Raw genomic sequence first — 26,421 nt, 5'->3', positions numbered from 1 at the left:
ACTCCAGAGAAGAGCCGAATTCGGCGATATTATTGTCATTGTGTGAAGGATATCGGGCAACTTAGCCCTGTATTAAATATTGTCTTTTTAGCTGGCGCGTCAAGGCGAGCCGAATGAAATATTTACGGTAGTCAAAAGCGAGGAAGAATATGCAGCGTTGTGGCTGGGTCAGTCAGGATCCCCTTTACATTGCTTATCACGACAAGGAATGGGGCGTCCCCGAAACCAATGGCAAAAAACTGTTCGAAATGATCTGCCTGGAAGGGCAACAGGCTGGGTTGTCCTGGATAACCGTGTTGAAAAAGCGTGAAAACTATCGCGCTAATTTTTATCAGTTTGATCCCGTTCGCGTAGCGGCCATGCAGGAAGAGGACGTCGAACGCCTGCTTCAGGATGCCGGCATCATTCGCCATCGTGGAAAAATTCAGGCCATCATCGGCAATGCCCGGGCTTACCTTGCCATGGAGCAAAACGGTGAATCGTTTGCCGATTTTGTCTGGTCGTTTGTTGATAACCCGCCACAGGTGACGCGTGCCGCCGAACTGAGTGAGATACCCACATCCACCCCCGCCTCCGATGCGCTCTCTAAGGCGTTAAAAAAACGTGGGTTTAAGTTTGTCGGAACCACTATCTGCTACTCCTTTATGCAGGCGTGCGGACTGGTCAATGACCATGTGACCGGCTGTTTTTGCCATCCGGGAGAACCTCATGATTCGCGAGTCTCAGAGTAACGATATGGCGTCGCTACTGGCGCTATGGATGAAGAGCACCCTTTACGCCCACCCGTTCATTGAAGCGCGCTACTGGCATGAGAGCGAGCATTTAGTGCGCGATGTCTATTTGCCTGCTGCGCAAACCTGGGTATGGGAAGAAGACGGCATTCTGAAAGGTTTCGCCAGCGTCATGGAGGCGAGATTTTTGGGCGCGCTGTTTGTCGCGCCAGAGGCCATCAGAAGCGGGATCGGTAAAGCGCTGGTTCAGTTCGTTCAACAGCGCTTTCCGGTTCTCAGTCTGGAGGTCTACCAGAAAAATCAGTCTGCCGTGAATTTCTACCATGCGATGGGTTTTCGTATTGAAGACAGCGCATGGCAGGAAGATACCCGGCATCCGACCTGGATCATGAGTTGGCGGGCGGATCAAACGCCGTAAGCGTCAACGCCGGACCGGTGTACTTCTCCACCCGTGCCAGTGCGGTGTTACCTGCACAACCATTCCCCAGCCGCGAGCTGGGGAGATCTTTGGTCAACACGTTTACCGCGCCATTTTTGCACATTCCCCCCGCTGTGTTATCCAGGTCTGGCCACGCGCCTTCGTGAATACACATAACGCCAGGCTTAATCCCTTCCGTTACCACCGCGCCCGCAAGGATTTGTCCACGCTGATTCCAGACCCGCACCGTATCGCCATCGGCAATGCCCCGCGCCTGAGCATCCCGTGGATGCAGTGTGATCGGCTCGCGCCCGGCCACCGCGTACTGCTCGCGCAGTGAGCTGTAGTTGAGCTGGCTGTGTAAGCGATGCGCCGGATGCGCAGATAAAACCTGCAGTTGATCCGCTTCAGCGTTACCGTGCCATTCGTCCGGTGCCAGCCACGTCGGATGTCCCGGACAATCGGCATAACCGTAACCGGCAATTCGCTGGCAGTAGATCTCAATTTTGCCGCTGTCTGTTTTTAGCGGATAAGCCCTGGGATCACGACGAAAATCGGCGAAGCGAACAAACTGCGCATTGGCCGGGAATTCCGCCATTTCAATGAAAGTGTTCTCGGCCCAGAACGATGCAAATGGGGGCAGCGTTACCTGCTGACTGGCGCCGCGTTTCCCGGCAATGTTGTAAAACGTCTCCAGCCACTCCAGCTCGCTTTTTCCTTCGGTGAAACGCGCATAGCCGCCCGCTTCCCAGCGCTCGCACAGCGCAGCAAACACATCAAAATCATTGCGTGCTTCATCACGCGGTGGCACAACCTGCTTCATGGGCACCAGGTGCTGGTTGCTGTAATCCCCGGTCATGGTTAAATCGTTGCGTTCATAGGAGGTCGTGGCTGGCAACACAATATCCGCGTGCTTTGCCGCCGCCGTCCAGAAACATTCGGAGATCACCACCAGTTCCGGCTTTTTCCAGGCCTGAATCAGGCGATTCGTGTCCTGGTGATGGGTAAAGTTCGCCCCGCCCGCCCACCAGACAAAGCGAATGTCCGGGAAGTGGCGGTCCATACCGTTATGCTGGTAAAACCCGCCGGGGTTCTCGAGCGCTTCCACGATGCGCGCTACCGGAATTTTATCCACCGCATCGATCCCGCTCTTGAGGCTTCCTTGCATGGAAGCCAGTACCGCCGCGTGTCGCGTCGGGTTACCGCCATTGGCAAAGTGATAAGACAGACCAAAACCGCCGCCGGGCGTGCCAATCTGCCCAAGCATGGCGGCAAGCGTGACGATCATCCAGTGTTTTTGCTCGCCAAATTGCTGGCGCTGCATGCCCCAACCGGCCATCAACATGGTGGTGTTTTGATGAAAAATTTCTGCCAGTTCGCGAATTTTCGCTGCCGATACGCCACAAATCTCTGCTGCCCACTCCGCCGTCTTCGCTGTCCCGTCGCTCGCGCCCAGCAGGTAGTCAGCGAAGCGCTCATATCCGGTCGTGCAGCGCGCCAGAAAGGCTTCATCATGCCAGCCGTTTTCGACCAGCGTATGCGCAATACCCAGCATCAGTGCGACATCCGTGCCCATATGCGGGGCGATCCACTCCATTTTATCGCCAAAGAAATCGACGCTTTCCGATCGCATGGGATCGATACAGATCAGTCGTTTACCGCTTTTACGCAGCGCATCAAAATAGGCGATGCCCTGTTCATCCGACGCATTCCACGCAATTTTAAGCGTATTCAGCGGGTTAGCGCTCCACAACACCACCACATCACTGTGTTCCAGAATCATCGGCCAACTGGTTTGCTGCTGATAGACCTCATTTCCACCGACCACATACGGCATAATGGCCTGCGCCGCGCCGGTAGAATAATCTCCCAGATGCCCCGTATACCCGCCAGCAAGTGCCATATACCGCTGCAACAATGTCGCCGCTTTGTGGAGTACGCCGTTCGAGCGCCAGCCGTACGAGCCCGCGAAAATCGACGCCGGGCCATAGTTGTCGCGAATGCGTTTGTGCTGCGCGTGAATCAGATCCAGCGCCTCATCCCAGCTGACACGGACAAATTCATCCTGTCCGCGCACGCCCTGCGGGCATTCTGGCGAGGCGAGGAATCCTTTACGCACCATCGGGAAACGGACCCGGGTTTTACTGTGGACCTGATCGCGCACGACGGTTTGCAGCGAGTTAGGATGTGACGTAGGTAATGCTCCACGGGACGAAAAGACGGTGTTACCATCCGTCTCGACCAGAACGGGTCCCCAGTGAGCAGCGGTGAGTACTGAATAGCGTGATGATGCGTTGGACAAGTGAGACGCTCCTGCAGGTGTGGCGGCTTTTTTATTGTTCCGTTCAATGTTACTTACAAATTTAAGAGTCTTCCCTGGAATTTTCTTCATGTTCACGCGTCATAATCAATCGCCACGGTCGCTGTGGTAAAGAATAAAAAGTCATTAAGGAATTAAGATGAAGAAACGTGTATTTGTGATTGCTGCCATTGTGAGCGGCGCCCTGGCGGTATCAGGCTGCACAACAAACCCTTACACCGGTGAGCGCGAAGCGGGTAAAGCCGGTATTGGCGCAGGTATTGGTACGCTGGTTGGCGCTGGCGTCGGCGCCCTCTCCTCATCCAAGAAGGATCGCGGTAAAGGCGCACTGATTGGCGCCGCGGCGGGAGCTGCATTAGGTGGCGGTATTGGCTACTACATGGACGCGCAAGAAGCAAAACTGCGCGAGAAAATGCAGGGAACAGGCGTGAGTGTGACGCGTAGTGGCGATAACATCATCCTGAATATGCCAAACAACGTAACCTTCGACAGCAGCAGCGCCAACCTGAAACCAGCGGGTGCCAATACTCTGACAGGCGTCGCGATGGTACTGAAAGAGTACAATAAAACGGCAGTCAACGTCCTTGGTTACACCGACAGCACCGGTAGCCAGGACCTGAACATGCGTCTGTCACAACAGCGCGCAGACTCAGTGGCCAGCTCGCTGATCACCCAGGGTGTTGAAGCTAACCGTATCCGCACCAGCGGTATGGGCCCGGCAAACCCAATTGCCAGCAACAGCACCGCAGAAGGCAAAGCGCAGAACCGCCGCGTCGAAATCACCTTAAGCCCGATTCAGTAATTTTTGTTGCCGGAAAACGACGCGCCAGCGTCTTGTCCGGCCTCGGGTAGACATTCGCAAGCCCGGTAAGCATCCCGCTGCCGGGCAAAATACTTGATGAGCCAAATTTACGCGCTAAGGTGTTCTCTCTTTCAGGCGTGGGAATCTCCTATGGCAACATCAGCGCGTCCCACCATCAGCGACGCAGCAAAAGCTGCACGCCTTCCGTCTCTTACATGTTTATGGGAGTGGCGCTTTTTACCCCAGTATGGCTAACTCTAATCGTTAAACCCGCAAATAATCATCAGCTGCCGGTTGGCGCACGCCACGCGTAAATTTTAACTCACGGAGATTTGCATGAAGCCGTCCATTATTCTCTACAAAGCGTTGCCTGACGATTTACTGCATCGCCTGGAAGCACACTTCACCGTTACGCAGGTGCCAAACCTGCGTCCGGAGACGGTAGAACAACACGCCACAGCCTTTGCCACGGCAGAAGGCCTGCTGGGTTCCAATGAAGCCGTCAATAGCACATTGCTGGAGAAGATGCCGAACCTACGCGCAACATCAACTATTTCAGTAGGCTATGACAATTTTGATGTGGATGCCCTGAATGCACGCAATGTACTGCTGATGCACACGCCCACCGTGCTGACAGAAACCGTTGCCGATACGGTGATGGCGCTGATCCTGAGCACGGCACGTCGCGTGGTGGACGTCGCAGAGCGCGTGAAGGCGGGCGAATGGACGAACAGTATTGGCCCGGATTGGTTTGGTACCGATGTTCACCACAAAACAGTGGGGATCGTTGGCATGGGCCGCATTGGTCTGGCACTGGCGCAGCGTGCCCATTTCGGTTTTAACATGCCGGTTCTTTATAACGCGCGTCGCCGCCATCAGGAGGCGGAGGATCGTTTTAACGCGCGCTATTGCGACCTCGACACACTGTTACAGGAATCTGATTTTGTTTGCCTGATCCTGCCGCTAACAGAAGAAACGCATCATCTGTTTGGTGCAGAACAATTTGCCAAAATGAAGTCTTCCGCCATTTTCATCAACGCAGGGCGTGGCCCGGTTGTCGATGAAAACGCACTGATTGCCGCTCTGCAAAACGGCGTGATTCACGCAGCAGGCCTGGATGTGTTTGAGCAAGAGCCGTTGCCGGTAGACTCACCGTTACTGTCTCTGTCGAACGTGGTGGCGGTGCCGCACATCGGATCGGCGACCCATGAAACGCGCTATAACATGGCCGCCTGCGCCGTGGATAATTTAATCGATGCGCTGCAAGGCAAGGTAGAGAAGAATTGCGTTAACCCGCAAGTCGCAAGGTAGTAATAAAAAAGAGGCGAATCGCTCGCCTCTTTTTCATATCAACGGGTTCAATGCCCGATCCTCTCGGGCATTAATCGTTTATTCGGTCGCGTTCACCGCAGCCGTCCAGGCCTGAGTAAATGCCTGATGCTGGGATGCCAGCGGGCCAATCAGCGTGTTGTACTGGCTGGCTTGTTGAGATGTAGGGAACTGAATGCCGTTCGCCACAAAGCTCACCTGCGCCTCTTGCTGCGCCACAAAATCGCCGACCTGTACCAGTTGCTGCGTAAAAATTTGCGCGGCTGGGATCAGCGGCTGCAACGCATCTGCCGGTGCGGTAACGACTTTGCTGTAAACCTTATCGAAAACAGGTTTCAGATCGTCAGCCTGTTTCAGCGCGCTATGCGCAGCATCTGCCTGCAATTTTGCGTTCTGCAACTGCTGGGCAAGCACACCTAACGAACCATTTGCCTGACGCAGCGGTTCACGTTGGGTTAAGTAATCCTGAGGAACGCGGATTGCATTGACGCTATCAACGACCGGGCGCAGACCCGCATCCATCGCCTGATTTACCTGCTGCGAAAAGCCATACAGAACGGCGTAATCAGAAACAAAGGGACCAAACTGTTTTTTCTGATCGGCTGTCAGCGTCGGTAAACGCTCCCCGCTACGCATTGCAGTATTCTGCAGGAAATCGATAAACGCTTTGCGCTGATCGCCTTCTTTATCAAAACACCCGCTCAGGCTAACTACCATTAATAACGCCACAACAGGCGCAAACCAGCGAGAGCAGGACTTACCTGTCGCCATTTTAATACTCCTTTCACCCATAAATGCGCACAACGACACCCGCGTGCCTGACGCTCACAAGGATAGTCCAGGTCAGGCTTGCAAGATACCCTTTCCACGTAATCTTGTAGCGGAAAATTACACAAGTGAAGGCTGCAATACAACGAGACGCGGAAAGCTGATCCTGCGCTGCCGGGAACCAGGTCCCTGACCCCACCTTCGCGATATAGTAAGAATTTCGTAATCTTTACAAATGTTGCTGATACTGTGCAGATCTCGACCGATATCAGGCCATTAGAAAACGGTTGATCCGCGTCGGACTTGTGCTGAAACGAATCCACTTCGGGATAACACACTGTGTCTTTCTCCCCGCCCTATTTTTCCCGACTATTCTTAATGAGCTTCGATGAAATTCACGATCCCGCTGTGTGATTTATAGGAGTTATCAATGGAATATAAAGATCCCATGCCTGAGCTACTGAGCAGCCTGGAACAGATTGTTTTTAAAGATGAATATCAAAAGATGACCCTGACGCATAAGCCCAGTCCCTTCACCGAATTTGAACAACTGCGAAGAGGAACCGGGTTGCAAACAGATGAGTTCGCCAGAGCGTTGGGCGTGACAGTTGCTACGGTGCAAGAGTGGGAGTCAAAACGCGTAAAGCCTTCTGCCACCGAGTTAAAACTGATGCGTCTCATCCAGGCGAACCCGAGATTAAGTAAGCAATTGATGGAGTGAGCGACCTGCAAACTCCCTCACTTAACGGTCCTGCATCGGGACCGTTTTCCCGCTTAGTTTCCAAAAAGAGAAAATAAAAGTTGCATCAATACGCATTACATGAGTTAATGCACTCAACGGTTTGACGTACAGACCATTAAAGCAGTTTAGTAAGGCAAGTCCCCTTCAAGAGTTATCGTTGATACCCCTCGTAGTGCGCATTTCCTTAACGCTTAAAAAATCTGTAAAGCACGCCATATCGCCGAAAGGCAAACTTATTTTTTAAAAGGTAATACACTATGTCCGGTAAAATGACTGGTATCGTAAAATGGTTCAACGCTGATAAAGGCTTCGGCTTCATCACTCCTGACGATGGCTCTAAAGACGTGTTCGTACACTTCTCTGCTATCCAGAACGAAGGTTACAAATCTCTGGATGAAGGTCAGAAAGTTTCCTTCACCATCGAAAGCGGCGCTAAAGGCCCGGCAGCTGGCAACGTAACCAGCCTGTAAGCTTAAAAAGCTCAGAATTCAAGATCCCTGCCAGATGGCGGGGATTTTTTTTATCTGAATCCCACAGTCCTTCTCTCACCCGTCTTTGCATTACTTTACCTGCGTTACCTTTGACCCTCCCCTTAGGGCAAGCATTATAGTGAAATCCCTGTTTTTCACATGGAATTGAAGCTATGCCGAAATCCTCACTCTTGTTATGCCTGGGATTACTCACCAGCAGCGCCGCATTCGCCGCGACGTCAGAATCCACATTCCTTGCAGAGCATGGGCTTGCCGGTAAATCCGTTGAACAGATCGTCGAAACCATTGATCAGTCTCCGCAAAACCGCCCGCTGCCTTACTCTGCATCCATAACCAGTACCGAGCTGAAGTTATCGGACGGAGACCAGACATACACGTTACCGCTGGGTGATAAGTTCTATCTCTCCTTTGCGCCTTATGAACAGCAAACGCATCCCTGCTTCAACCACAGCCTTTCCGGCTGTCGGGGAGAGATGCCGAACACAACATTTAACGTGAAAGTAACGGATAACAAGGGTGACGTTGTCGTCCAAAAAGAGATGAAAAGCCATCAGAACGGCTTTGTCGGCGTGTGGCTGCCACGCAAGATGGAGGGCGCCATTGAAGTGAGCTACAACGGCAAGAAAGCGGTTCATCCTATTAAGACCATGAATGACAGCCAAACCTGCCTGACTTCGTTGCAGCTGCGCTAACCCTTCTGCATAAAAAAACCTGCCATTCGGCAGGTTTTTTTGCATCAGAGCAAACGCTTACTGCAGCAGCGAAATATCCGCAACGCGCAGGAACAGTTCACGCAGTTTTTCGAGCATAGAGAGACGGTTAATACGCAAGTCTTTATCCTCGACGTTCACCATCACTTTCTCGAAGAAGGCATCGACCGGCTCACGCAGTTCAGCCAGTTCAACCAGCGCTTCCTGATAGCGGCCTTCCGCGAAGAACGGCTCCAGCTTATCGCGCAGCACCACAACCTGCATCGCCAGCTTAATTTCTTCTGGCTCTTTCAGGGTCGCGGCGTTCACACGCTCGTTCAGCGTTTCGTCGGATTTCGCCAGAATGTTGGATACACGCTTGTTAGCCGCAGCCAGTGCAGATGCCGCTTCCAGAGTACGGAAGTGCGAAACCGCCTTCATACGCGCATCGAAGTCTGCCGGACGGGTCGGACGACGCGCCAGCACTGCCTGAATGGTGTCGACGGTGTAGCCTTCATCCTGATACCAGGCGCGGAAACGGCCCAGCATAAAGTCGATAACGTCATCCACCACGTTGGTGTTCGTCAGCTTGTCGCCGTACAGACGCACCGCTTCTTCGGTCAGCGTCTGCAGATCCAGATTCAGGTTCTTCTCAACGATGATACGCAACACGCCGAGCGCAGCACGACGCAACGCAAACGGGTCTTTGTCGCCTTTCGGATGCTGACCGATACCGAAGATACCCGCCAGGGTGTCCATCTTGTCGGCAATCGCCACAGCACATGCCACCGGGTTTGACGGCAGTTCATCACCCGCGAAACGCGGCTGATACTGCTCGTTCAGCGCCACGGCCACATCTTCCGCTTCGCCATCGTGACGCGCGTAGTGCATGCCCATCACGCCCTGAGTATCGGTGAACTCGAAGACCATGTTGGTCATCAGGTCGCACTTAGACAGCAGGCCCGCGCGGGTCGCGTGGTTTACGTCAGCGCCAATCTGTCCGGCAATCCAGCCTGCCAGCGCCTGAATACGATCAGTCTTGTCACGTAGCGTACCCAGTTGCTGTTGGAACAGCACGGTTTGCAGACGCGGCAGGTTATCTTCCAGACGTTTTTTACGGTCGGTGTTGAAGAAGAACTCAGCATCAGCCAGACGCGGACGCACCACCTTCTCGTTACCGGAGATGATCTGCTGCGGATCTTTCGACTCAATGTTGGAGACGAAGATAAAGTTCGGCAGCAGTTTGCCGTCGTTCGCGTAAACCGGGAAGTACTTCTGGTCACCTTTCATGGTGTGTACCAGCGCTTCAGACGGCACCGCGAGGAATTTTTCTTCGAATTTCGCGGTCAGGACAACCGGCCACTCCACCAGCGAGGCAACTTCTTCCAGCAGGCTTTCGCTCAGGTCAGCGTTACCGCCAATCTTACGTGCAGCGTCTTCTGCATCCGCTTTAATCTTCGCCTTACGCTCTTCGTAATCCGCGATGACTTTGCCGCGCTCACGCAGAATTTCAGGATACTGATCGGCGTTGTCGAGGGTGAATTCCGGCTCGCCCATAAAGCGATGACCGCGAATCACGCGATCGGACTGAATGCCCAGAATCGTTGCCGGAATGACTTTATCGCCCAGCAGCAGAGTCACGGTATGCACCGGACGCACGAAGTGGACGTCGCTTGCACCCCAGCGCATCAGTTTAGGGATCGGCAGTTTCGCCAGCGAGGTTGCCACCATGTTCGGCACCAGCGCTTCGGTGCTTTCGCCCTTCACGTGGGCGCGATAGAGCAGCCATTCGCCTTTGTCGGTGGTCAGACGCTCAGCCTGATCTACGGTTATCCCGCAGCCACGTGCCCAGCCTTCTGCCGCTTTGCTCGGTTTACCTTCAGCGTCGAACGCCGCAGAAACCGCCGGGCCGCGTTTTTCAACTTCGCGGTCTGCCTGTGATTCAGCCAGATTCGCGACTTTCAGCGCCAGACGACGCGGAGCAGCAAACCACTCAACGTTGCCGTGTGCGAGGCCGGCGTTATCCAGCTCCGCGGTAAAGTTCGCAGCAAAGGACTCCGCCAGGCTGCGCAGGGCTTTTGGTGGCAGCTCTTCAGTGCCGATTTCCACCAGAAAAGTTTTCTCAGACATGGCCGCCTCTTACTTGTCTTTGTTGCACATCGGGAAGCCAAGGGCCTCACGGGAAGCATAATAAGCTTCTGCCACTGCTTTGGTCAGGGTGCGAATGCGCAGAATATAGCGCTGACGCTCGGTGACGGAGATGGCTTTACGCGCATCCAGCAGGTTGAAGCTGTGAGCGGCTTTCAGAATACGCTCGTAGGCAGGCAGCGGCAGTGGGTTTTCCAGCGCCAGCAGCTGTTGAGCTTCTTTCTCATACTGCTCGAAGCAGGAGAACAGGAAGTCCACGTCCGCGTATTCGAAGTTATAGGTGGATTGCTCCACTTCGTTCTGATGGAACACGTCGCCGTAGGTGGTTTTACCCAGCGGGCCGTCGCTCCAGACCAGGTCGTAAACGCTGTCTACGCCCTGAATGTACATCGCCAGACGTTCCAGACCGTAGGTGATCTCGCCGGTCACCGGTTTACACTCCAGACCGCCCACCTGCTGGAAGTAAGTGAACTGAGTCACTTCCATCCCGTTCAGCCACACTTCCCAGCCCAGACCCCAGGCACCCAGCGTCGGGTTTTCCCAGTTATCTTCCACGAAACGAATGTCGTGGATGGTCGGGTCCATTCCCAGCTCTTTCAGGGAACCGAGGTACAGCTCCTGAATGTTGTCCGGAGATGGCTTGATGACCACCTGGAACTGATAGTAGTGCTGTAAACGGTTCGGGTTTTCGCCGTAGCGGCCATCGGTCGGACGACGTGAAGGCTGCACATAGGCAGTCGCCATCGGTTCTGGCCCCAGCGCACGCAGGCAAGTCATTGGGTGAGAAGTCCCCGCGCCGACTTCCATGTCCAATGGTTGAACAATGGTGCAGCCCTGGCGAGCCCAGTAATCCTGTAAGGTCAGGATCAAGCCCTGGAAGGTCCTGGTATCAAACTTTTGCATATTATTTCGTGCTGGATACGTGTGGATTTAAAGGAAGGGATCAGTATACCCGCTGACTGCAAGATATACAGTACGAAACGGGAAAAAGGCAGGGCTTAACGCATGGAAAGGTGTAAAAACTGCCCGTCCGCGTCAAAAGAACAGACAAAACCCTCTTTGCGGAAGGTATAGCCACGCATTTCATAACTGCCCTGAAACTGTTCAAAGCCGGTAACATCAATTTTTTGCGGGCCTGTGTTGTAGCGCTTTGCCGCCTGACCTTTGCACAACGCTTCCATATCCAGCGTTCTCAAGGGGCTTACTTTGAGCTTCTGCGCTTTTTGCACCGGCGGTTGCTCGCCAGCACATCCCGCCAGCACCAGAGTCAACATGGCCGGGAAGAGAGACTTCATCATCATTTTTATTACCGCCTTATATGCCGGTCTGTCTTATTATTATTAACGTTCGCGTAGCCAGCGCATTTTGCGAATCTCGCCAACGCATCACAAGCTTTAGCGTATAAACTCAGATTATTCCAGTGAGATACACCGGCAAATCACCAGTCAGACTATTTTTAGAACAGCAACAGAGGCACTGATGCAGCCCAAAATATATTGGATTGATAATCTGCGCGGGATAGCGTGTTTAATGGTGGTCATGATTCATACCACCACCTGGTATGTCACGAATGCGCAAAGCGTCAGCCCGATGAATTGGGATCTTGCGAATATCCTGAACTCTGCTTCACGCGTGAGCGTTCCGCTTTTCTTTATGATTTCAGGTTTTCTCTTTTTTGGGGAACGTAGCGCCCAGCCACGTCATTTTTTACGTATTGCGCTCTGCCTGTTGTTCTACAGCGGCGTGGCGCTGGCATATATCGTGTTGTTTACCTCTATCAACGCAGAACTCTCGCTGAAAAATCTGCTGCAAAAACCGGTGTTCTACCATTTATGGTTTTTCTTCGCGATCGCCGTTATCTACCTGGTATCACCGCTGATACAGGTCAAAAATGTCAGTGGAAAAATGTTGCTGGTACTGATGGTAATGATTGGCATCATCGCGAATCCCAATACCGTGACGCAGAAAATAGGGGGATTTGAGTGGCTACCGATTAATTTATATATCAATGGCGACACCTTCTATTACATCCTGTACGGCATGCTCGGTCGGGCCATTGGCATGATGGACACGCAAAAAAAAGCGCTCACCGTAATAAGCGCGCTGCTTTGTATTACTGCCGTGGTGGTGATTTCTCGCGGCACGTTGTATGAACTTCGCTGGCGAGGAAATTTTGCCGATACCTGGTATGTCTATTGCGGACCTGCGGTGTTTGTTTTCGCGATGTCGCTGCTGACGCTGGTCAAGAATACGTTGAATAAACAAACCGTTCCGGTTCTGGGGCTGATCTCGCGTCATTCACTCGGCATTTATGGATTCCACGCGCTCATTATCCATGCGTTGCGCACCAATGGGATTGAAATGAAACAGTGGCCGCCGCTGGATATCGTCTGGATTTTCAGTATCACGCTGGCAGGGAGCTTGCTACTTTCCATGCTATTGCAGCGAGTGGATACGCGCAGGCTGGTCAGCTAAGCTGACAAATGATGGCTTCGGCCATCATTCACTTTCACAATATGACGCGTACATGTCCGTGCCATACAGACACACTCCCACCGCCAACAGGCAGGTCACTTTCATCACCGGTGACAACTCAATATTCCATAACCCAACGAACAGCATTCCCGAACCAAACAATAACAAATATTTGCAGTGAGTAAGCAGACGTTCGCTGTCGGTCTGATCATAATGAATCAGCACAGGAAAGCCCATCATGACGATAACGCCCAAAAAATAGCCTTTTTGGCACAACGTTTGGCAAACAGGCCATAGTCCTGCCAGATAGACCAGCGCTCCACAGACCAGCAGTAGTAACCCCACTGCCCGCTTCCTGCGCACAATGTTATCGTCCATATCACTCTCCTTATGCTTTGGTGATTCACATTAAGGCAAGAAATAGAGATGAGAAAGACGATGGCGTGGCCATACCGTGAAAATCAGAAAACATACATATTAATTTCTATATATATTCAATGAATTAATAGATATGGCGAATCCCTTCCGACACGAACCGAAAGGGATTGCGGGTTAAGACATCAGCGGCAAGAGTTGCTGATAGAGGCGGCGGAAAGTGTCACGCTGCTGTTGATAGCGCGCATGGCGCTGTGCATCCGGATAATGCGCCTGTTCCAACGGGAGCTGCGGCAGCAAATCGGATAACGGTTTTTCGGGATTCACTGCAATTTGTGCCAGACGCGCCGCCCCTAGTGCCGGTCCCACATCGCCACCGGTGCGATAATCTAATTGCAATCCACTGATATCAGAGAGCATCTGCCGCCAGTATTCACTGCGGGCACCGCCGCCAATCAACGTAATGCTGCTGGGTTGCACGCCACACGCATGTACCGCATCCATGCCATCGGCCAACGCGTAACCGACACCTTCCAGTACCGCCCGCGCCAACTCTGCCGGGCCATGCTGATGCGTCAGACCAAAGAACACCCCCTTAGCCTGCGGATTGTTGTGTGGCGTACGCTCACCGGAAAGATAGGGCAAGAACCAGACAGGTTCGACGTTATCGTCCGCCTGTTGCGCAGCGGCGATCAGCGCAGGAACATTTGCCATCCCGGTTAATTTTGCCGCCCAGTCCAGGCAAGAGGCGGCGCTCAGCATGACGGACATTAAATGCCAGCGTCCGGGCAGCGCATGGCAAAAACTGTGTACTGCGCTTTCGGGTCTGCTGAGAAAGCCGTCGCTCACCGCAAAATACACGCCGGATGTGCCCAGGGAGAGCATCGCCTGATCGGCATTCATCATCCCGACGCCAACAGCACCGGCTGCGTTATCGCCTCCGCCTGCCACAACGGGCACCGCAGACATCCCCCATGACTGCGCCACTTCTGGCAACAGCGTACCGGTGATATCGCTCCCTTCGTATAAAGCGGGCATATGCGCACGGGTCAGCCCACACGCTTCAAGCATGACGTCACTCCAGTCACGCTTCGCCACATCCAGCCACATCGTACCCGCAGCATCAGACATATCGCTGCCAAACTCACCGGTCATCCGCAGTCGCAGATAATCTTTCGGCAGCAACACGCTGGCGACCTGACGAAAAATCTCCGGCTCGTGGCGTTGAACCCACAATACTTTAGGCGCGGTAAAACCAGGCATCATCAGGTTGCCGGTAATGGTGCGCGATGCTGGCACTTGTTTTTCAAGTAATACACACTCTTCGCCGCAGCGACCGTCATTCCACAGAATCGCCGGGCGTAATACTTTCTGTTGTTTATCAAGTAACGTGGCACCATGCATCTGTCCCGCGATACCCACGGCTTTCACGCCGCTCAAGGTGTGCTGCTGACTCAACGCTTTTACCGCACGATCGGTCGCCTGCCACCACTGTTCAGGATCCTGCTCCGACCATAATGGATGAGGCCGGGAGACGGTAAGCGCCTCTGTTTGTGAGGCAACGACCTCCCCTTGCTCATTCACCAGAATGGCCTTCACACCGGAGGTACCCAGATCAATCCCGATATACATAGCGATGATTCCTTTAAAAGAAATGCCCGGTGGCGTTCTCGCTTACCGGGCTTACGGGCAGCTAATGAAGCCGGTTACTTGTCGAACAGATATTGATTCACCAGATTTTCCAGCAACTCCTGATGGCCGCTCTGATGAACCGGCGCCAGATTACGTTGTTCAGCATACTGCGACAGCTCACTGAGTGATAACTGACCTTTCAGGATTTGCTGACCCAGCTCGCCATTCCATCCGGCATAACGTTTCGCCACGCGTTTATCCAGTTCACCGTCTTCAAGCATACGCGCCGCCACCTTCAGCGACAGCGCCATGGTGTCCATTGCGCCAATGTGGCCGTAGAACAGATCGTATTTATCGGTGCTCTGACGACGCACTTTGGCGTCAAAATTCAGGCCGCCAGTGGTAAAGCCGCCCGCTTTCAGGATCTCATACATCACCAGTGCATTTTCTTCCACGCTGATCGGGAACTGATCGGTATCCCAACCCAGTTGCGCATCACCACGGTTGGCATCGACGGAACCAAAAATACCCAGCGCGATAGCAGAGGCAATTTCATGATGGAAAGAGTGTCCCGCCAGCGTGGCATGGTTAGCTTCAATGTTAACTTTGATCTCTTTTTCCAAACCGAACTGTTTGAGGAAGCCGTAGACGGTAGCAACATCATAGTCATACTGGTGTTTAGTGGGTTCCTGCGGTTTGGGTTCGATCAGCAGCGTGCCCTGGAAGCCAATTTTGTGTTTATGCTCAACCACCATCTGCATAAAGCGACCAATTTGCTCGCGCTCCTGCCGCAGGTCGGTATTCAGCAGGGTTTCGTAGCCTTCACGACCGCCCCACAGTACGTAGTTTTCCCCACCCAATTTATGGGTGGCATCCATTGCCGTCACCACCTGGGTTGCTGCCCAACTAAAGACTTCCGGGTCGGGGTTAGTGGCTGCGCCCGCGCCGTAACGAGGATTGGTAAAGCAGTTCGCCGTCCCCCACAACAGCTTCACGCCGCTCTGGTCTTGCTTTTGCGCCAGAACATCAACCATTTGCGCAAAGTTATTTTTGTACTCTTGTAACGAAGCGCCTTCAGGTGAGACATCCACATCGTGGAAACAGTAATACGGCACATTCAGTTTGTGGAAGAATTCAAACGCGACATCAGCCTTGCGCTTCGCAAGTTCAATCGCGTCGCCAGGTTGCTGCCATGGACGATTAAACGACCCAACGCCAAACATATCGGCGCCATTCCAACAGAAGGTATGCCAGTAGCACGCCGCAAAACGCAAATGATCTTCCATGCGTTTGCCCAACACGATTTCGTCCGGATTATAGTGACGAAATGCTAATGGATTAGTCGATTTGGTGCCTTCATAACGAACACGATCAAGCTGGTCAAAATAGGCTTGCATAATGAACTCCATAATCAGGTAATGCGGCGGGTGATTGATAATGTCGTAATATTGGGCACTCCCTGACCATTGCTCAATTATGTTATTTCACACTGCCATTGAGATAATTCACAAGTGTGCGCCACTTCGCAAAATAAAAGTCAAACAATCAAAAAAACGTTACATATCAAACTTAAATGCAAGTTAATCGCTAATTCATTTAAAATAAGATCCCGGTCATAAATTACGAAATAAACCAAAAATCGTAATCGGAAGATAAAAATCTATAATTGCCTTCCGTGCATTAACTGTTAAAAATCTGCTACGTCTTACGCTGTGATTGTTACTTTTACTGCCGTCCTCTCCTACAAAAGGCATCACGATTATGAAGATGAAGATAAAAAATATTTTACTGACTGTCTGCACATCCCTTTTACTCACCAGCGTCGCGGGTCATGCCAAAGAAGTTAAAATCGGTATGGCGATTGATGATCTCCGCCTGGAGCGCTGGCAGAAAGATCGCGATATTTTCGTCAGCAAAGCGGAATCGCTCGGTGCAAAAGTATTTGTACAGTCTGCAAATGGGAATGAAGAAACCCAAATGTCGCAGATTGAAAACATGATCAACCGTGGCGTAGACGTCCTCGTGATAATTCCTTACAACGGACAAGTCTTAAGCAACGTCATCAAAGAGGCGAAACAAGAAGGGATAAAAGTCCTGGCTTATGACCGCATGATCAACGATGCCGATATCGATTTTTATATCTCTTTTGATAATGAAAAAGTAGGCGAATTACAGGCTCAATCACTGGTCAATATTGTACCCCAGGGAAATTATTTTCTGATGGGAGGATCACCTGTCGATAATAATGCAAAACTGTTCCGCGCCGGGCAAATGAAAGTATTAAAACCGTATATTGACGAAGGCAAAATTAAGGTCGTCGGCGATCAATGGGTTGACGGCTGGTTGCCTGAAAATGCGTTGAAGATTATGGAAAATGCGTTGACCGCCAACAATAACAAAATTGATGCTGTCGTCGCCTCAAATGACGCAACGGCGGGCGGTGCGGTTCAGGCGTTAAGTGCGCAAGGTTTATCAGGAAAAGTCGCTATTTCCGGGCAGGATGCGGACCTTGCCGGTATCAAACGCATTATGGCGGGAACGCAAACGATGACGGTGTATAAACCGATCACCCTGCTCGCCAACACTGCTGCGGAAATCGCTGTCGAATTGGGGAATGATCAACAGCCCAAGGCAGATACCACGCTGAACAATGGTTTGAAAGATGTCCCTTCCCGACTCCTTACACCTATTGATGTGAACAAAGACAATATTACCGAAACGGTCATCAAAGACGGGTTCCACAAGAAAAGCGAGCTTTAAGCGTTACGCCCTCTGAACCATCAGAGGGCGATACCGACGTTGCAGCACAATAACGACAGGTATACACGCAGGGTTCTCTCATTGGCTTATGTGGAGCAGTTATGCCATATCTACTTGAAATGAAGAGCATTACCAAGACATTCGGCGTCGTGAAGGCAGTTGATAACGTGAGCCTCAGGGTCAATGCTGGCGAAATCGTTTCATTATGCGGCGAGAATGGTTCCGGGAAATCGACATTAATGAAGGTGCTGTGCGGTATTTATCCGCACGGGTCTTACGAAGGCGAGATCATTTTTGCGGGAGAAACCATTCAGGCCAACCATATTCGCGACACCGAACGCAAAGGTATTGCCATTATTCACCAGGAATTAGCCCTGGTTAAACATCTGACGGTTCTGGAAAATATATTTCTTGGCAGCGAAATCACGCGTCATGGCCTGTTGGATTACGACATGATGACGCTGCGTTGCCAAAAATTATTAGAACAGGTCAGTTTGTCCATTTCGCCCGATACACGAGTCGGTGATTTAGGTTTGGGACAACAGCAACTGGTCGAAATCGCCAAGGCGCTGAACAAACAGGTCCGCCTGCTCATTCTGGATGAACCCACGGCCTCACTCACCGAGCAGGAAACCGCCATCCTGCTGAATATCATTCGCGATCTGCAACAGCATGATATTGCCTGCATTTACATTTCACACAAACTCAATGAGGTTAAAGCCATTTCGGATACGATTTGCGTTATTCGCGATGGTCAGCATATTGGCACCCGTGATGCCACTGGCATGAGTGAAGACGATATTATCACCATGATGGTCGGTCGTGAGCTAACCGCGCTCTATCCCAGTGAACCGCACACAATGGGAGAGGAGATTTTACGGGTTGAGCACCTCACCGCCTGGCATCCCGTGAACCGCCATATTAAGCGGGTTAACGATATTTCCTTTTCCCTTAAGCGCGGTGAAATTCTGGGCATTGCCGGACTCGTTGGAGCCGGGCGTACCGAAGCCGTTCAGTGTCTGTTTGGCGTCTGGCCAGGCCGTTGGGAGGGGAAAATATTCATTGAGGGCAAGCCGGTAGATATTCGTAACTGCCAGCAAGCCATTGCTCAGGGTATTGCCATGGTTCCCGAAGACCGTAAAAGAGACGGCATTGTTCCCGTGATGGCGGTGGGAAAAAACATCACGCTGGCGGCCCTCGATACCTTTACCGGGACACTGAGCCATCTCGATGATGCCGCTGAACAAAAATGCATTCTGGAATCTCTCCAGCAGCTCAAAGTCAAAACCTCCTCTCCCGATCTGGCCATTGGTCGTTTGAGCGGGGGCAATCAGCAAAAAGCGATTCTGGCACGTTGTCTCCTGTTAAATCCCCGCATTCTCATCCTTGATGAACCCACGCGGGGAATTGATATCGGCGCTAAATATGAAATCTACAAGCTTATTAACCAGCTTGTGCAGCAAGGTATCGCCGTCATTGTCATCTCTTCCGAATTACCCGAAGTGCTCGGACTGAGCGATCGCATCCTGGTGATGCATGAAGGAAAACTGAAAGCTAACCTGGTGAATCATAACCTGACTCAGGAGCAGGTCATGGAAGCCGCATTGAGGAGCGAACAGCATGTCGAAAAACACCCCGTCTGAAGCGAAACTTGCGGCCCCACGGGCAGGCGGCTTCCCCGGAATCAAATCGCTTAATTTACAAGTCTTCGTCATGATTGCGGCGATTATCGTTATCATGTTGTTTTTCACGTGGACCACAGAGGGCGCCTATCTGAGCGCCCGTAACGTCTCTAACCTGCTGCGGCAAACCGCGATCACGGGTATCCTGGCAGTCGGTATGGTGTTCGTGATTATCTCCGCCGAAATCGATCTCTCGGTCGGCTCGATGATGGGCTTATTGGGCGGCGTCGCGGCAATCTGCGATGTCTGGCTCGGGTGGCCATTACCGCTGACGGTGATCGTCACGCTGGCTCTGGGTTTGCTTCTCGGCACCTGGAACGGATGGTGGGTCTCCTACCGCAAAGTCCCTTCGTTTATTGTGACGCTTGCCGGCATGCTGGCTTTCCGCGGTATTCTCATCGGGATCACCAACGGCACAACCGTCTCACCCACCAGCGCCGCCATGTCGCAGATTGGCCAAAGTTACTTGTCTGATGGTACTGGCTTTATCATCGGCGCACTCGGGTTAATGGCGTTTATCGGCTGGCAATGGCGTGGGCGTATGCGCCGTCAGGCGTTAGGTCTTGAATCTCCCGTCCCGACGTCGGTTGTCGGTCGCCAGGCGTTGACGGCCATTATCGTATTAGGCGCGATCTGGCTGCTGAATGATTATCGCGGTGTCCCGACGCCGGTGCTGTTGCTGACGCTGTTGTTGCTCGGTGGCATGTTTATGGCAACGCGCACCGCCTTTGGTCGCCGCATTTACGCCATCGGCGGCAATATCGAAGCCGCACGTCTGTCTGGCATTAACGTCGAGCGTACCAAGCTCGCAGTCTTCGCCATTAATGGCCTGATGGTGGCGATTGCCGGACTGATCCTCAGTTCACGACTTGGCGCGGGCTCCCCTTCCGCCGGGAATATTGCGGAATTGGATGCGATTGCCGCGTGTGTGATTGGGGGAACCAGTCTGGCGGGCGGTATTGGGAGTGTCGCCGGTGCCGTTATGGGTGCATTTATTATGGCCTCTCTCGACAATGGAATGAGTATGATGGATGTTCCCACTTTCTGGCAGTATATCGTGAAGGGAGCGATTCTGTTGCTGGCAGTATGGATGGACTCAGCAACCAAACGCCGTGCCTGAATGTAAGAAAATGGGGAAGTTTCAATGCCGGTAAATATCTACCGGCATTGTTTTTATGCATGATTCAGCAGGAAAAGAACCATGTTTGATAAACGTCATCGTATCACGCTGTTATTTAACGCCAACAAAGCTTACGACCGTCAGGTCGTCGAAGGTGTCGGTGAATATTTGCAAGCGTCGCAATCCGAGTGGGATATCTTTATTGAAGAAGACTTTCGTGCCCGGATTGATAACATCAAAGAGTGGCTGGGAGATGGCGTCATCGCCGACTACGACGACGATGAGATTGCCCGTCTGCTTGCTGACGTTGACGTTCCCATCGTCGGCGTCGGCGGTTCCTACCATCTTCCTGAACATTACCCTCCGGTCCATTACGTCGCCACGGATAACTTCGCATTGGTGGAAAGCGCCTTTCTGCACCTGAAAGAAAAAGGGATTAACCGCTTTGCCTTCTATGGCCTGCCCGCCTCCAGCGGTAAACGCTGGGCAGCAGAACGTGAATACGCGTTTTGTCAGTTAGTGGCGGAAGAGAAATACCGCGGCGTGGTCTATCAGGGGCTGGAGACAGCGCCAGAAAACTGGCAGCACGCGCAAAATCGCCTGGCGGACTGGCTGCAAACCCTTCCGCCACAAACCGGCATTATTGCGGTGACGGACGCCCGTGCGCGGCATGTGCTGCAGGTCTGTGAACATCTGCACATCCCGGTGCCCGAAAAGCTGAGTGTCATTGGGATTGATAACGAAGAACTCACCCGTTACCTGTCACGCGTCGCGCTCTCGTCGGTCGCACAGGGCGCACGGCAGATGGGATATCAGGCCGCCAAAATGCTGCACCGCCTGCTGGCCAACGAAGAGATGCCCTTACAGCGTATCCTCGTCCCTCCGGTGCGCGTCGTTGAGCGTCAGTCGACCGATTATCGTTCGCTCACGGACCCGGCCGTCATTCAGGCCATGCATTTCATTCGCAATCATGCCTGTAAAGGTATCAAGGTTGATCAGGTGCTGGATGCGGTAGGAATTTCCCGCTCAAATCTGGAGAAGCGATTCAAAGAGGAGGTGGGAGAGACTATTCACGCCGTAATCCATGCTGAAAAACTGGAAAAAGCGCGTAGCCTGTTGATTTCCACCACACTGCCGATCAACGAAATATCACAAATGTGCGGCTATCCTTCCCTGCAATATTTCTATTCGGTCTTTAAAAAAGAGTATGGCACGACCCCAAAAGAGTACCGTGACCTGAACAGTGAAGTGTTGTTGTGATGTGCTTGCCGGATGGCGGCGCTAATGCGCCATCCGGCATGTAACGATTACATATGCGCGGCAATTAAGCGCTGGTTATCCTGGTACATGGCGAACAGATAGTTGTTATAGCTCTGTCCTTTCGTTGAATAACCTTTCAACTTATGAATCATCGCGGTCGCCGTCACTTCCTGATCCGCTTTGCGCAATTGCGCGCGCGACTTACGGAAGGAGGAGTAAGCCGGGTGGGTATTCAGGTTGATGACATAGGCGCTGACCGACTCTTTAACAGAGTCGAACTGAGAATAGCCTTTCACCTTACCAGGCGCGTTGCTGCAACGGCCCTTCCCGCACTTCATACCGAACAGATTGTTATTGTTACGGGCCAGCTTAGAGGTACCCCAGCCGCTTTCTGCCGCAGCCATTGTCGCCACCATGCTGGTAGGGATAATGTCGACACGCTCAAGCAACGTGTTCCACGGAACTTTACGCGTATTGCCGGACCAGCTCACCTTGTAGCGTTTCGCGATATCTTTCATGCGCGCACGCTCAGAAGGCGACCAGCGGTTCTGGTACTGCTTTGAAATCAGCCAGTTACGATCAGCCGTAATGGCAGCATTTTGACTGGTAATATAAGGCATAACCGTCCGGAGAAACGCTTTTTTCCTTGGTGTTCCGGAAGGGTATTTTCGCAAATCAGGAAGTGAACTGCTCTTTGCACTATTGCGAGAATACTCTTGTTTACTGCTTGCCTGTGTATTACTTGTCTTGGTTACGTGGGACTTCTGACTCGTTGTCGTCGTGTGCGTCTTTGCCAGCACCTCACCCGAAAATGCGATGGTGAGTAACATAAGAATCATGGCCCCATATCGTCGAATGGGAGTCAATATCATTAGGTCTCCTGGTCGGATTTATACATTCCAACACCTTATATTTTTCACAAAAATGAGAGTTGAATCTCAAATCATATCAAAAATAGCCGTCAAGAGCACTCAAAGGAATAGTCCAATTCTGAAACTATGTCACGCCCTAACGGTTAGGAATGTCATTAATTCGATGAAAATGTGGAGGTTATCGCAAAATAAGGCTGTTTTTTGCGCACGATCGCTCATCCTCGCGCCTCATCCTGGAGGTATTCATCCAAAGGATGATTTTGCCGCCCCATTTCACTGGCAAACTGACTAAAATCGCAGCAACAAGGACCGCGTTATGAAACTTGCCGCCATTGCTTTGGCGTTGATGCCCGGCATTGCGATCGCCGCATCATGGACAACGCCCGGCTTCCCGGCTTTTACTGCACAAGGAACCGGTAAGTTTGTCAGCCATACCACGTTGACGAAGGGTACTCGCCCTTTAACGCTGACGTTTGACCAACAGTGCTGGCAGCCTGCAGAGACGATAAAGCTCAATCAGATGCTGTCCCTCAAACCGTGCGAAGAAGCCCCTCCACAATGGCGGCTTTTTAAAGAGGGCGACTATACGCTGGAGGTGGATACCCGCTCGGGTACACCAACACTGATGCTGTCGGTAAAGAATGCCGCTGAACCTGCCGAAAACCCAATACGCCAGTGCCCGAAATGGGACGGTTCGCCGCTGACCCTGGATGTCGCCGGGACCTTTGCGGAAGGCTCAAAAGTACGTGATTTCTACAGCCAGCAAATCGTCACGGTTAAAAATGGTCACATCACACTCCAGCCCGCGGCGACCAGCAATGGGCTTTTACTGCTGGAGCGGGCAGAGACCGACGCTCCCGCCGCATTCGACTGGCATAACGCCACCGTCTATTTTGTGCTGACGGACCGCTTCCAGAATGGCGATCCGACAAACGATAACAGCTATGGTCGCCATAAAGACGGTATGCAGGAGATCGGTACCTTTCATGGCGGTGATCTACGCGGGCTGGTGAGCAAGCTGGACTATCTGCAACAGCTTGGCGTCAACGCCCTGTGGATAAGCGCCCCCTTTGAGCAAATTCATGGTTGGGTCGGCGGCGGCGCCAAAGGCGATTTTCCTCATTACGCTTACCACGGTTATTACACCCAGGACTGGACCACACTTGACGCCAATATGGGTACCGGTGACGACCTGCGCGCACTGGTGGACGGCGCACATCAGCGTGGTATTCGAATTCTGTTCGATGTGGTGATGAACCATACCGGTTACGCCACGCTGGCAGATATGCAGGAGTACCAGTTTGGCGCGCTGTATTTATCGGGAGATGAGCTGAAGAAAACGCTCGGTGAGCGCTGGACGGACTGGAAACCCGCAGCGGGTCAAAGCTGGCACAGCTTTAATGATTACATCAACTTCGGCGATAAAACCGCATGGGAAAAATGGTGGGGGAAAAATTGGATCCGCACCGACATCGGAGATTACGACGCGCCAGGCTTTGATGACCTGACCATGTCCCTGGCCTTTCTGCCCGATCTCAAAACCGAGTCCACCACCCCTTCTGGCCTGCCCGTCTTCTATCAACACAAACCGGATACCCACGCCAAAGCCATTGCGGGTTACACACCGCGAGATTATTTAACCCACTGGTTAAGTCAGTGGGTACGAGGCTACGGCATCGACGGTTTCCGCGTCGATACCGCCAAGCACGTCGAACTTCCCGCCTGGCAACAACTGAAAACGCAGGCCAGCGCTGCGCTGGTTGAATGGAAACGCGCCAATCCGGACAAAGCGCTGGATAACAGCCCCTTCTGGATGACCGGTGAAGCCTGGGGTCATGGCGTGATGCAAAGCAACTACTACCGCCACGGCTTCGACGCGATGATCAATTTTGATTACCAGGAACAGGCGGCAAAAGCGGTCGATTGTCTGGCCGACATGGACCTTACCTGGCAACAAATGGCAGAAAAATTGCAGGATTTCAACGTCCTGAGCTATCTCTCATCGCACGATACTCGCCTGTTCCGGGAAGGTGGCGATAAAGCAGCGGAGCTGTTGCTGCTGGCGCCTGGCGCTGTGCAGATTTTTTACGGTGATGAGTCTGCGCGACCTTTCGGCCCGACAGGCTCCGATCCTCTGCAAGGTACACGGTCAGAGATGAACTGGCAGGACGTGAACGGTAACGCGGCGGATACCGTTGCGCACTGGCAGCGTATCAGCCAGTTCAGAGCCCGCCATTCCGCCATAGGTGCAGGCAAACAAACGACCCTTTCATTAACGCAGGGATACGGCTTCGTGCGCGAGCAGGGTGACGATAAAGTGATGGTCATTTGGGCTGGCCGCCCCTGATTCTCCCGGGTTCTGGCACCCGTCATGTGTCAGAACCCTTTAGCAAAACAAAACACTAACCAGACAGAAACTGGCAGCATAAAGTGTGATTCTCTTCACAGTCGCCTGATTTGCACCCTGCCAGAGGTAGCGCTATGGTTAGCCACTTTACTACTCAGCCCGACAGACCATCTGCTATGACATTCTCACTTTTTGGCGACAAATTTACCCGCCACTCAGGCATTACCCGCCTGATGGAGGACCTCAACGACGGTTTACGCACGCCCGGCGCAATCATGCTTGGCGGCGGTAACCCGGCGCAAATCCCGGCGATGCAGGAATACTTCCACACGCTGCTGACCGGGATGCTGGAAAATGGCAAAGCCACTGATGCGCTTTGTAATTATGACGGTCCGCAGGGAAAAACCGAATTACTGGACGCGCTCGCCGCACTGCTCCGTGAAACGCTGGGTTGGGATATCGGGCCACAAAATATTGCGCTAACAAATGGTAGTCAGAGCGCATTTTTCTACTTGTTTAATCTCTTTGCCGGACGCCGCGCCGACGGCACGACCAAAAAAGTGCTTTTCCCGCTCGCGCCGGAATACATTGGCTATGCCGATTCAGGTCTGGAGGAAGATCTCTTCGTTTCGGCACGCCCGAATATTGAGTTGCTGCCGGAAGGCCAGTTTAAATATCACGTTGATTTTGAACATCTGCATATCGGCGAAGAGACGGGCATGATCTGTGTATCGCGCCCAACAAACCCAACCGGTAATGTCATCACCGACGAAGAGCTCATGAAGCTGGACGCTCTGGCGCATCAACATAGCATCCCGCTGGTGATTGATAACGCCTACGGCGTCCCCTTCCCGGGAATTATTTTCAGCGACGCACGACCGTTGTGGAACCCCAACACTATTCTGTGTATGAGCCTCTCCAAGCTGGGGCTGCCCGGTTCTCGCTGCGGTATTATTATCGCCAATGAAGAAATCATCACCGCCATCACCAACATGAACGGCATTATCAGCCTGGCGCCTGGGGGGATGGGGCCCGCGATGATGTGTGAAATGATCAAACGCAACGATCTGCTGCGCCTGTCAGAGACCGTGATCAAACCGTTTTATTACCAGCGCGTTCAGGAGACGATTACCATCATTCGTCGCTATTTATCTGAAGACCGCTGCCTGATCCATAAACCGGAGGGCGCCATTTTCCTGTGGTTGTGGTTTAAGGATTTGCCCATCACAACAGAATTGCTCTATCAGCGCCTGAAAAAACGCGGCGTCCTGATGGTGCCCGGCGACTACTTCTTCCCAGGACTGGATAAGCCATGGCCGCACACGCATCAATGTATGCGGATGAATTACGTTCCCGAACCGGAAAAAATCGAAGCGGGCGTAAAAATTCTGGCTGAAGAGATTGAACGCGCCTGGCTTGAGGGCTGACAGAACGTCACATTCCCGGTCATGATTGCCGGG

Annotated in this window: 23 protein-coding genes and 1 pseudogene; 15 read left to right on the top strand and 9 right to left on the bottom strand. The window is 52.6% G+C overall.

What is annotated here, in order from left to right; all coding sequences use genetic code 11:
- The first annotated feature begins 149 nt into the window (after positions 1-149).
- Together tag and AC07NP_RS04065 are read left to right on the top strand one after the other, a co-directional pair.
- Positions 150-731 (top strand): DNA-3-methyladenine glycosylase I, encoded by a 582-nt coding sequence (tag, locus tag AC07NP_RS04070; protein WP_203359628.1) that lies wholly within the window; start codon positions 150-152, stop codon positions 729-731.
- Positions 709-1,149: an N-acetyltransferase gene (locus AC07NP_RS04065; protein WP_494659652.1), complete on the top strand. Its 441-nt coding sequence runs from the start codon at positions 709-711 to the stop codon at positions 1,147-1,149. Before tag ends, AC07NP_RS04065 begins: the two co-directional genes overlap by 23 nt.
- On the opposite strand, the gene AC07NP_RS04060 is transcribed toward AC07NP_RS04065, so the two are convergent.
- Positions 1,118-3,451 carry a molybdopterin guanine dinucleotide-containing S/N-oxide reductase gene (locus AC07NP_RS04060; RefSeq protein WP_494659651.1) on the bottom strand — a complete coding sequence of 778 codons (2,334 nt, stop codon included), beginning with the start codon at positions 3,449-3,451 and terminating at the stop codon, positions 1,118-1,120. The two genes, AC07NP_RS04065 and AC07NP_RS04060, sit on opposite strands and share 32 nt — an antisense overlap.
- A gap of 157 nt (positions 3,452-3,608) precedes the next feature.
- Here AC07NP_RS04060 and AC07NP_RS04055 point away from each other — a divergent pair, with 157 nt between their 5' ends.
- The 3 genes and pseudogenes from AC07NP_RS04055 to ghrB all read left to right on the top strand — a co-directional run bounded on the left by AC07NP_RS04055 (position 3,609) and on the right by ghrB (position 5,582).
- On the top strand, positions 3,609-4,271 hold the full coding sequence (locus AC07NP_RS04055; protein WP_203359625.1) for an OmpA family lipoprotein: 663 nt from the start codon (positions 3,609-3,611) through the stop codon (positions 4,269-4,271).
- A 200-nt stretch (positions 4,272-4,471) separates the two neighbouring features.
- Positions 4,472-4,585, top strand: a pseudogene (locus AC07NP_RS04050) (hypothetical protein); the annotation flags it as partial.
- 22 nt (positions 4,586-4,607) lie between these two features.
- A complete protein-coding gene (ghrB, locus tag AC07NP_RS04045; RefSeq protein ID WP_494659650.1) occupies positions 4,608-5,582 on the top strand; it encodes a glyoxylate/hydroxypyruvate reductase GhrB in 975 nt (324 codons plus the stop codon).
- Positions 5,583-5,660: 78 nt separating this feature from the next.
- On the opposite strand, the gene AC07NP_RS04040 is transcribed toward ghrB, so the two are convergent.
- Entirely contained in the window at positions 5,661-6,371 is a 711-nt protein-coding gene (locus AC07NP_RS04040; protein ID WP_494659649.1) for a DUF3053 domain-containing protein, read from the bottom strand.
- Positions 6,372-6,798: 427 nt separating this feature from the next.
- Here AC07NP_RS04040 and AC07NP_RS04035 point away from each other — a divergent pair, with 427 nt between their 5' ends.
- From AC07NP_RS04035 to cueP, 3 genes are all read left to right on the top strand, one after another.
- Positions 6,799-7,089 (top strand): HTH-type transcriptional regulator, encoded by a 291-nt coding sequence (locus AC07NP_RS04035; protein ID WP_494659648.1) that lies wholly within the window; start codon positions 6,799-6,801, stop codon positions 7,087-7,089.
- 278 nt (positions 7,090-7,367) lie between these two features.
- Positions 7,368-7,580: a transcription antiterminator/RNA stability regulator CspE gene (cspE, locus tag AC07NP_RS04030; RefSeq protein ID WP_004126446.1), complete on the top strand. Its 213-nt coding sequence runs from the start codon at positions 7,368-7,370 to the stop codon at positions 7,578-7,580.
- A 173-nt stretch (positions 7,581-7,753) separates the two neighbouring features.
- A complete protein-coding gene (gene cueP / locus AC07NP_RS04025; protein ID WP_203359621.1) occupies positions 7,754-8,293 on the top strand; it encodes a copper-binding periplasmic metallochaperone CueP in 540 nt (179 codons plus the stop codon).
- Between the two features lie 57 nt (positions 8,294-8,350).
- On the opposite strand, the gene glyS is transcribed toward cueP, so the two are convergent.
- The 3 genes from glyS to AC07NP_RS04010 form a co-directional block, all read right to left on the bottom strand.
- The gene (glyS, locus tag AC07NP_RS04020) at positions 8,351-10,420 is read right to left on the bottom strand and encodes a glycine--tRNA ligase subunit beta (RefSeq protein WP_494659647.1); all 2,070 of its coding nucleotides are present in this window, start codon (positions 10,418-10,420) and stop codon (positions 8,351-8,353) included.
- A gap of 9 nt (positions 10,421-10,429) precedes the next feature.
- A complete protein-coding gene (gene glyQ / locus AC07NP_RS04015) occupies positions 10,430-11,341 on the bottom strand; it encodes a glycine--tRNA ligase subunit alpha (RefSeq protein WP_006817708.1) in 912 nt (303 codons plus the stop codon).
- A gap of 95 nt (positions 11,342-11,436) precedes the next feature.
- Positions 11,437-11,739: a YsaB family lipoprotein gene (locus tag AC07NP_RS04010; RefSeq protein WP_494659646.1), complete on the bottom strand. Its 303-nt coding sequence runs from the start codon at positions 11,737-11,739 to the stop codon at positions 11,437-11,439.
- A 178-nt stretch (positions 11,740-11,917) separates the two neighbouring features.
- Between AC07NP_RS04010 and AC07NP_RS04005 the strand changes: the two genes are divergently transcribed.
- Entirely contained in the window at positions 11,918-12,913 is a 996-nt protein-coding gene (locus tag AC07NP_RS04005) for an acyltransferase (protein WP_494659645.1), read from the top strand.
- 24 nt (positions 12,914-12,937) lie between these two features.
- On the opposite strand, the gene AC07NP_RS04000 is transcribed toward AC07NP_RS04005, so the two are convergent.
- The 3 genes from AC07NP_RS04000 to xylA all read right to left on the bottom strand — a co-directional run bounded on the left by AC07NP_RS04000 (position 12,938) and on the right by xylA (position 16,317).
- Positions 12,938-13,291: a YiaA/YiaB family inner membrane protein gene (locus AC07NP_RS04000; RefSeq protein ID WP_494659644.1), complete on the bottom strand. Its 354-nt coding sequence runs from the start codon at positions 13,289-13,291 to the stop codon at positions 12,938-12,940.
- A 174-nt stretch (positions 13,292-13,465) separates the two neighbouring features.
- Entirely contained in the window at positions 13,466-14,920 is a 1,455-nt protein-coding gene (xylB, locus tag AC07NP_RS03995) for a xylulokinase (RefSeq protein WP_494659643.1), read from the bottom strand.
- Positions 14,921-14,994: 74 nt separating this feature from the next.
- Entirely contained in the window at positions 14,995-16,317 is a 1,323-nt protein-coding gene (xylA, locus tag AC07NP_RS03990; RefSeq protein ID WP_203359615.1) for a xylose isomerase, read from the bottom strand.
- A 370-nt stretch (positions 16,318-16,687) separates the two neighbouring features.
- Between xylA and xylF the strand changes: the two genes are divergently transcribed.
- The 4 genes from xylF to xylR all read left to right on the top strand — a co-directional run bounded on the left by xylF (position 16,688) and on the right by xylR (position 21,742).
- The gene (gene xylF / locus AC07NP_RS03985) at positions 16,688-17,680 is read left to right on the top strand and encodes a D-xylose ABC transporter substrate-binding protein (protein WP_203361189.1); all 993 of its coding nucleotides are present in this window, start codon (positions 16,688-16,690) and stop codon (positions 17,678-17,680) included.
- 101 nt (positions 17,681-17,781) lie between these two features.
- Positions 17,782-19,323, top strand: a complete 1,542-nt coding sequence (locus AC07NP_RS03980; protein ID WP_494659642.1) for a xylose ABC transporter ATP-binding protein — start codon at positions 17,782-17,784, stop codon at positions 19,321-19,323.
- Positions 19,301-20,482, top strand: coding sequence for a xylose ABC transporter permease XylH (xylH, locus tag AC07NP_RS03975; RefSeq protein WP_494659641.1), 1,182 nt, complete (start codon positions 19,301-19,303; stop codon positions 20,480-20,482). Before AC07NP_RS03980 ends, xylH begins: the two co-directional genes overlap by 23 nt.
- Positions 20,483-20,563: 81 nt before the next feature.
- Positions 20,564-21,742, top strand: coding sequence for a D-xylose utilization transcriptional activator XylR (xylR, locus tag AC07NP_RS03970; protein WP_494659640.1), 1,179 nt, complete (start codon positions 20,564-20,566; stop codon positions 21,740-21,742).
- 47 nt (positions 21,743-21,789) lie between these two features.
- On the opposite strand, the gene AC07NP_RS03965 is transcribed toward xylR, so the two are convergent.
- Positions 21,790-22,614 carry a protein bax gene (locus AC07NP_RS03965; protein ID WP_203359611.1) on the bottom strand — a complete coding sequence of 275 codons (825 nt, stop codon included), beginning with the start codon at positions 22,612-22,614 and terminating at the stop codon, positions 21,790-21,792.
- A gap of 316 nt (positions 22,615-22,930) precedes the next feature.
- Here AC07NP_RS03965 and malS point away from each other — a divergent pair, with 316 nt between their 5' ends.
- Positions 22,931-24,961 (top strand): alpha-amylase, encoded by a 2,031-nt coding sequence (malS, locus tag AC07NP_RS03960; RefSeq protein ID WP_494659639.1) that lies wholly within the window; start codon positions 22,931-22,933, stop codon positions 24,959-24,961.
- Between the two features lie 176 nt (positions 24,962-25,137).
- Positions 25,138-26,388 carry a valine--pyruvate transaminase gene (avtA, locus tag AC07NP_RS03955; RefSeq protein ID WP_494659638.1) on the top strand — a complete coding sequence of 417 codons (1,251 nt, stop codon included), beginning with the start codon at positions 25,138-25,140 and terminating at the stop codon, positions 26,386-26,388.
- Positions 26,389-26,421: the final 33 nt, after the last annotated feature.

It is taken from the genome of Citrobacter sp. GW821-FHT07H02 (assembly GCF_059418505.1).
Note: the sequence above shows the minus strand (reverse complement) of the source record. Positions and strands in the feature narration are given on the sequence as shown.

Coding starts and splice junctions, on each gene's coding strand:
- tag (WP_203359628.1), top strand. CDS start 150: ATGCAGCGTTGTGGCTGGGTCAGTCAGGATCCCCTTTACATTGCTTAT.
- AC07NP_RS04065 (WP_494659652.1), top strand. CDS start 709: ATGATTCGCGAGTCTCAGAGTAACGATATGGCGTCGCTACTGGCGCTA.
- AC07NP_RS04055 (WP_203359625.1), top strand. CDS start 3,609: ATGAAGAAACGTGTATTTGTGATTGCTGCCATTGTGAGCGGCGCCCTG.
- ghrB (WP_494659650.1), top strand. CDS start 4,608: ATGAAGCCGTCCATTATTCTCTACAAAGCGTTGCCTGACGATTTACTG.
- AC07NP_RS04040 (WP_494659649.1), bottom strand. CDS start 6,371: ATGGCGACAGGTAAGTCCTGCTCTCGCTGGTTTGCGCCTGTTGTGGCG.
- AC07NP_RS04035 (WP_494659648.1), top strand. CDS start 6,799: ATGGAATATAAAGATCCCATGCCTGAGCTACTGAGCAGCCTGGAACAG.
- cspE (WP_004126446.1), top strand. CDS start 7,368: ATGTCCGGTAAAATGACTGGTATCGTAAAATGGTTCAACGCTGATAAA.
- cueP (WP_203359621.1), top strand. CDS start 7,754: ATGCCGAAATCCTCACTCTTGTTATGCCTGGGATTACTCACCAGCAGC.
- glyS (WP_494659647.1), bottom strand. CDS start 10,420: ATGTCTGAGAAAACTTTTCTGGTGGAAATCGGCACTGAAGAGCTGCCA.
- glyQ (WP_006817708.1), bottom strand. CDS start 11,341: ATGCAAAAGTTTGATACCAGGACCTTCCAGGGCTTGATCCTGACCTTA.
- AC07NP_RS04010 (WP_494659646.1), bottom strand. CDS start 11,739: ATGATGATGAAGTCTCTCTTCCCGGCCATGTTGACTCTGGTGCTGGCG.
- AC07NP_RS04005 (WP_494659645.1), top strand. CDS start 11,918: ATGCAGCCCAAAATATATTGGATTGATAATCTGCGCGGGATAGCGTGT.
- AC07NP_RS04000 (WP_494659644.1), bottom strand. CDS start 13,291: ATGGACGATAACATTGTGCGCAGGAAGCGGGCAGTGGGGTTACTACTG.
- xylB (WP_494659643.1), bottom strand. CDS start 14,920: ATGTATATCGGGATTGATCTGGGTACCTCCGGTGTGAAGGCCATTCTG.
- xylA (WP_203359615.1), bottom strand. CDS start 16,317: ATGCAAGCCTATTTTGACCAGCTTGATCGTGTTCGTTATGAAGGCACC.
- xylF (WP_203361189.1), top strand. CDS start 16,688: ATGAAGATAAAAAATATTTTACTGACTGTCTGCACATCCCTTTTACTC.
- AC07NP_RS03980 (WP_494659642.1), top strand. CDS start 17,782: ATGCCATATCTACTTGAAATGAAGAGCATTACCAAGACATTCGGCGTC.
- xylH (WP_494659641.1), top strand. CDS start 19,301: ATGTCGAAAAACACCCCGTCTGAAGCGAAACTTGCGGCCCCACGGGCA.
- xylR (WP_494659640.1), top strand. CDS start 20,564: ATGTTTGATAAACGTCATCGTATCACGCTGTTATTTAACGCCAACAAA.
- AC07NP_RS03965 (WP_203359611.1), bottom strand. CDS start 22,614: ATGATATTGACTCCCATTCGACGATATGGGGCCATGATTCTTATGTTA.
- malS (WP_494659639.1), top strand. CDS start 22,931: ATGAAACTTGCCGCCATTGCTTTGGCGTTGATGCCCGGCATTGCGATC.
- avtA (WP_494659638.1), top strand. CDS start 25,138: ATGACATTCTCACTTTTTGGCGACAAATTTACCCGCCACTCAGGCATT.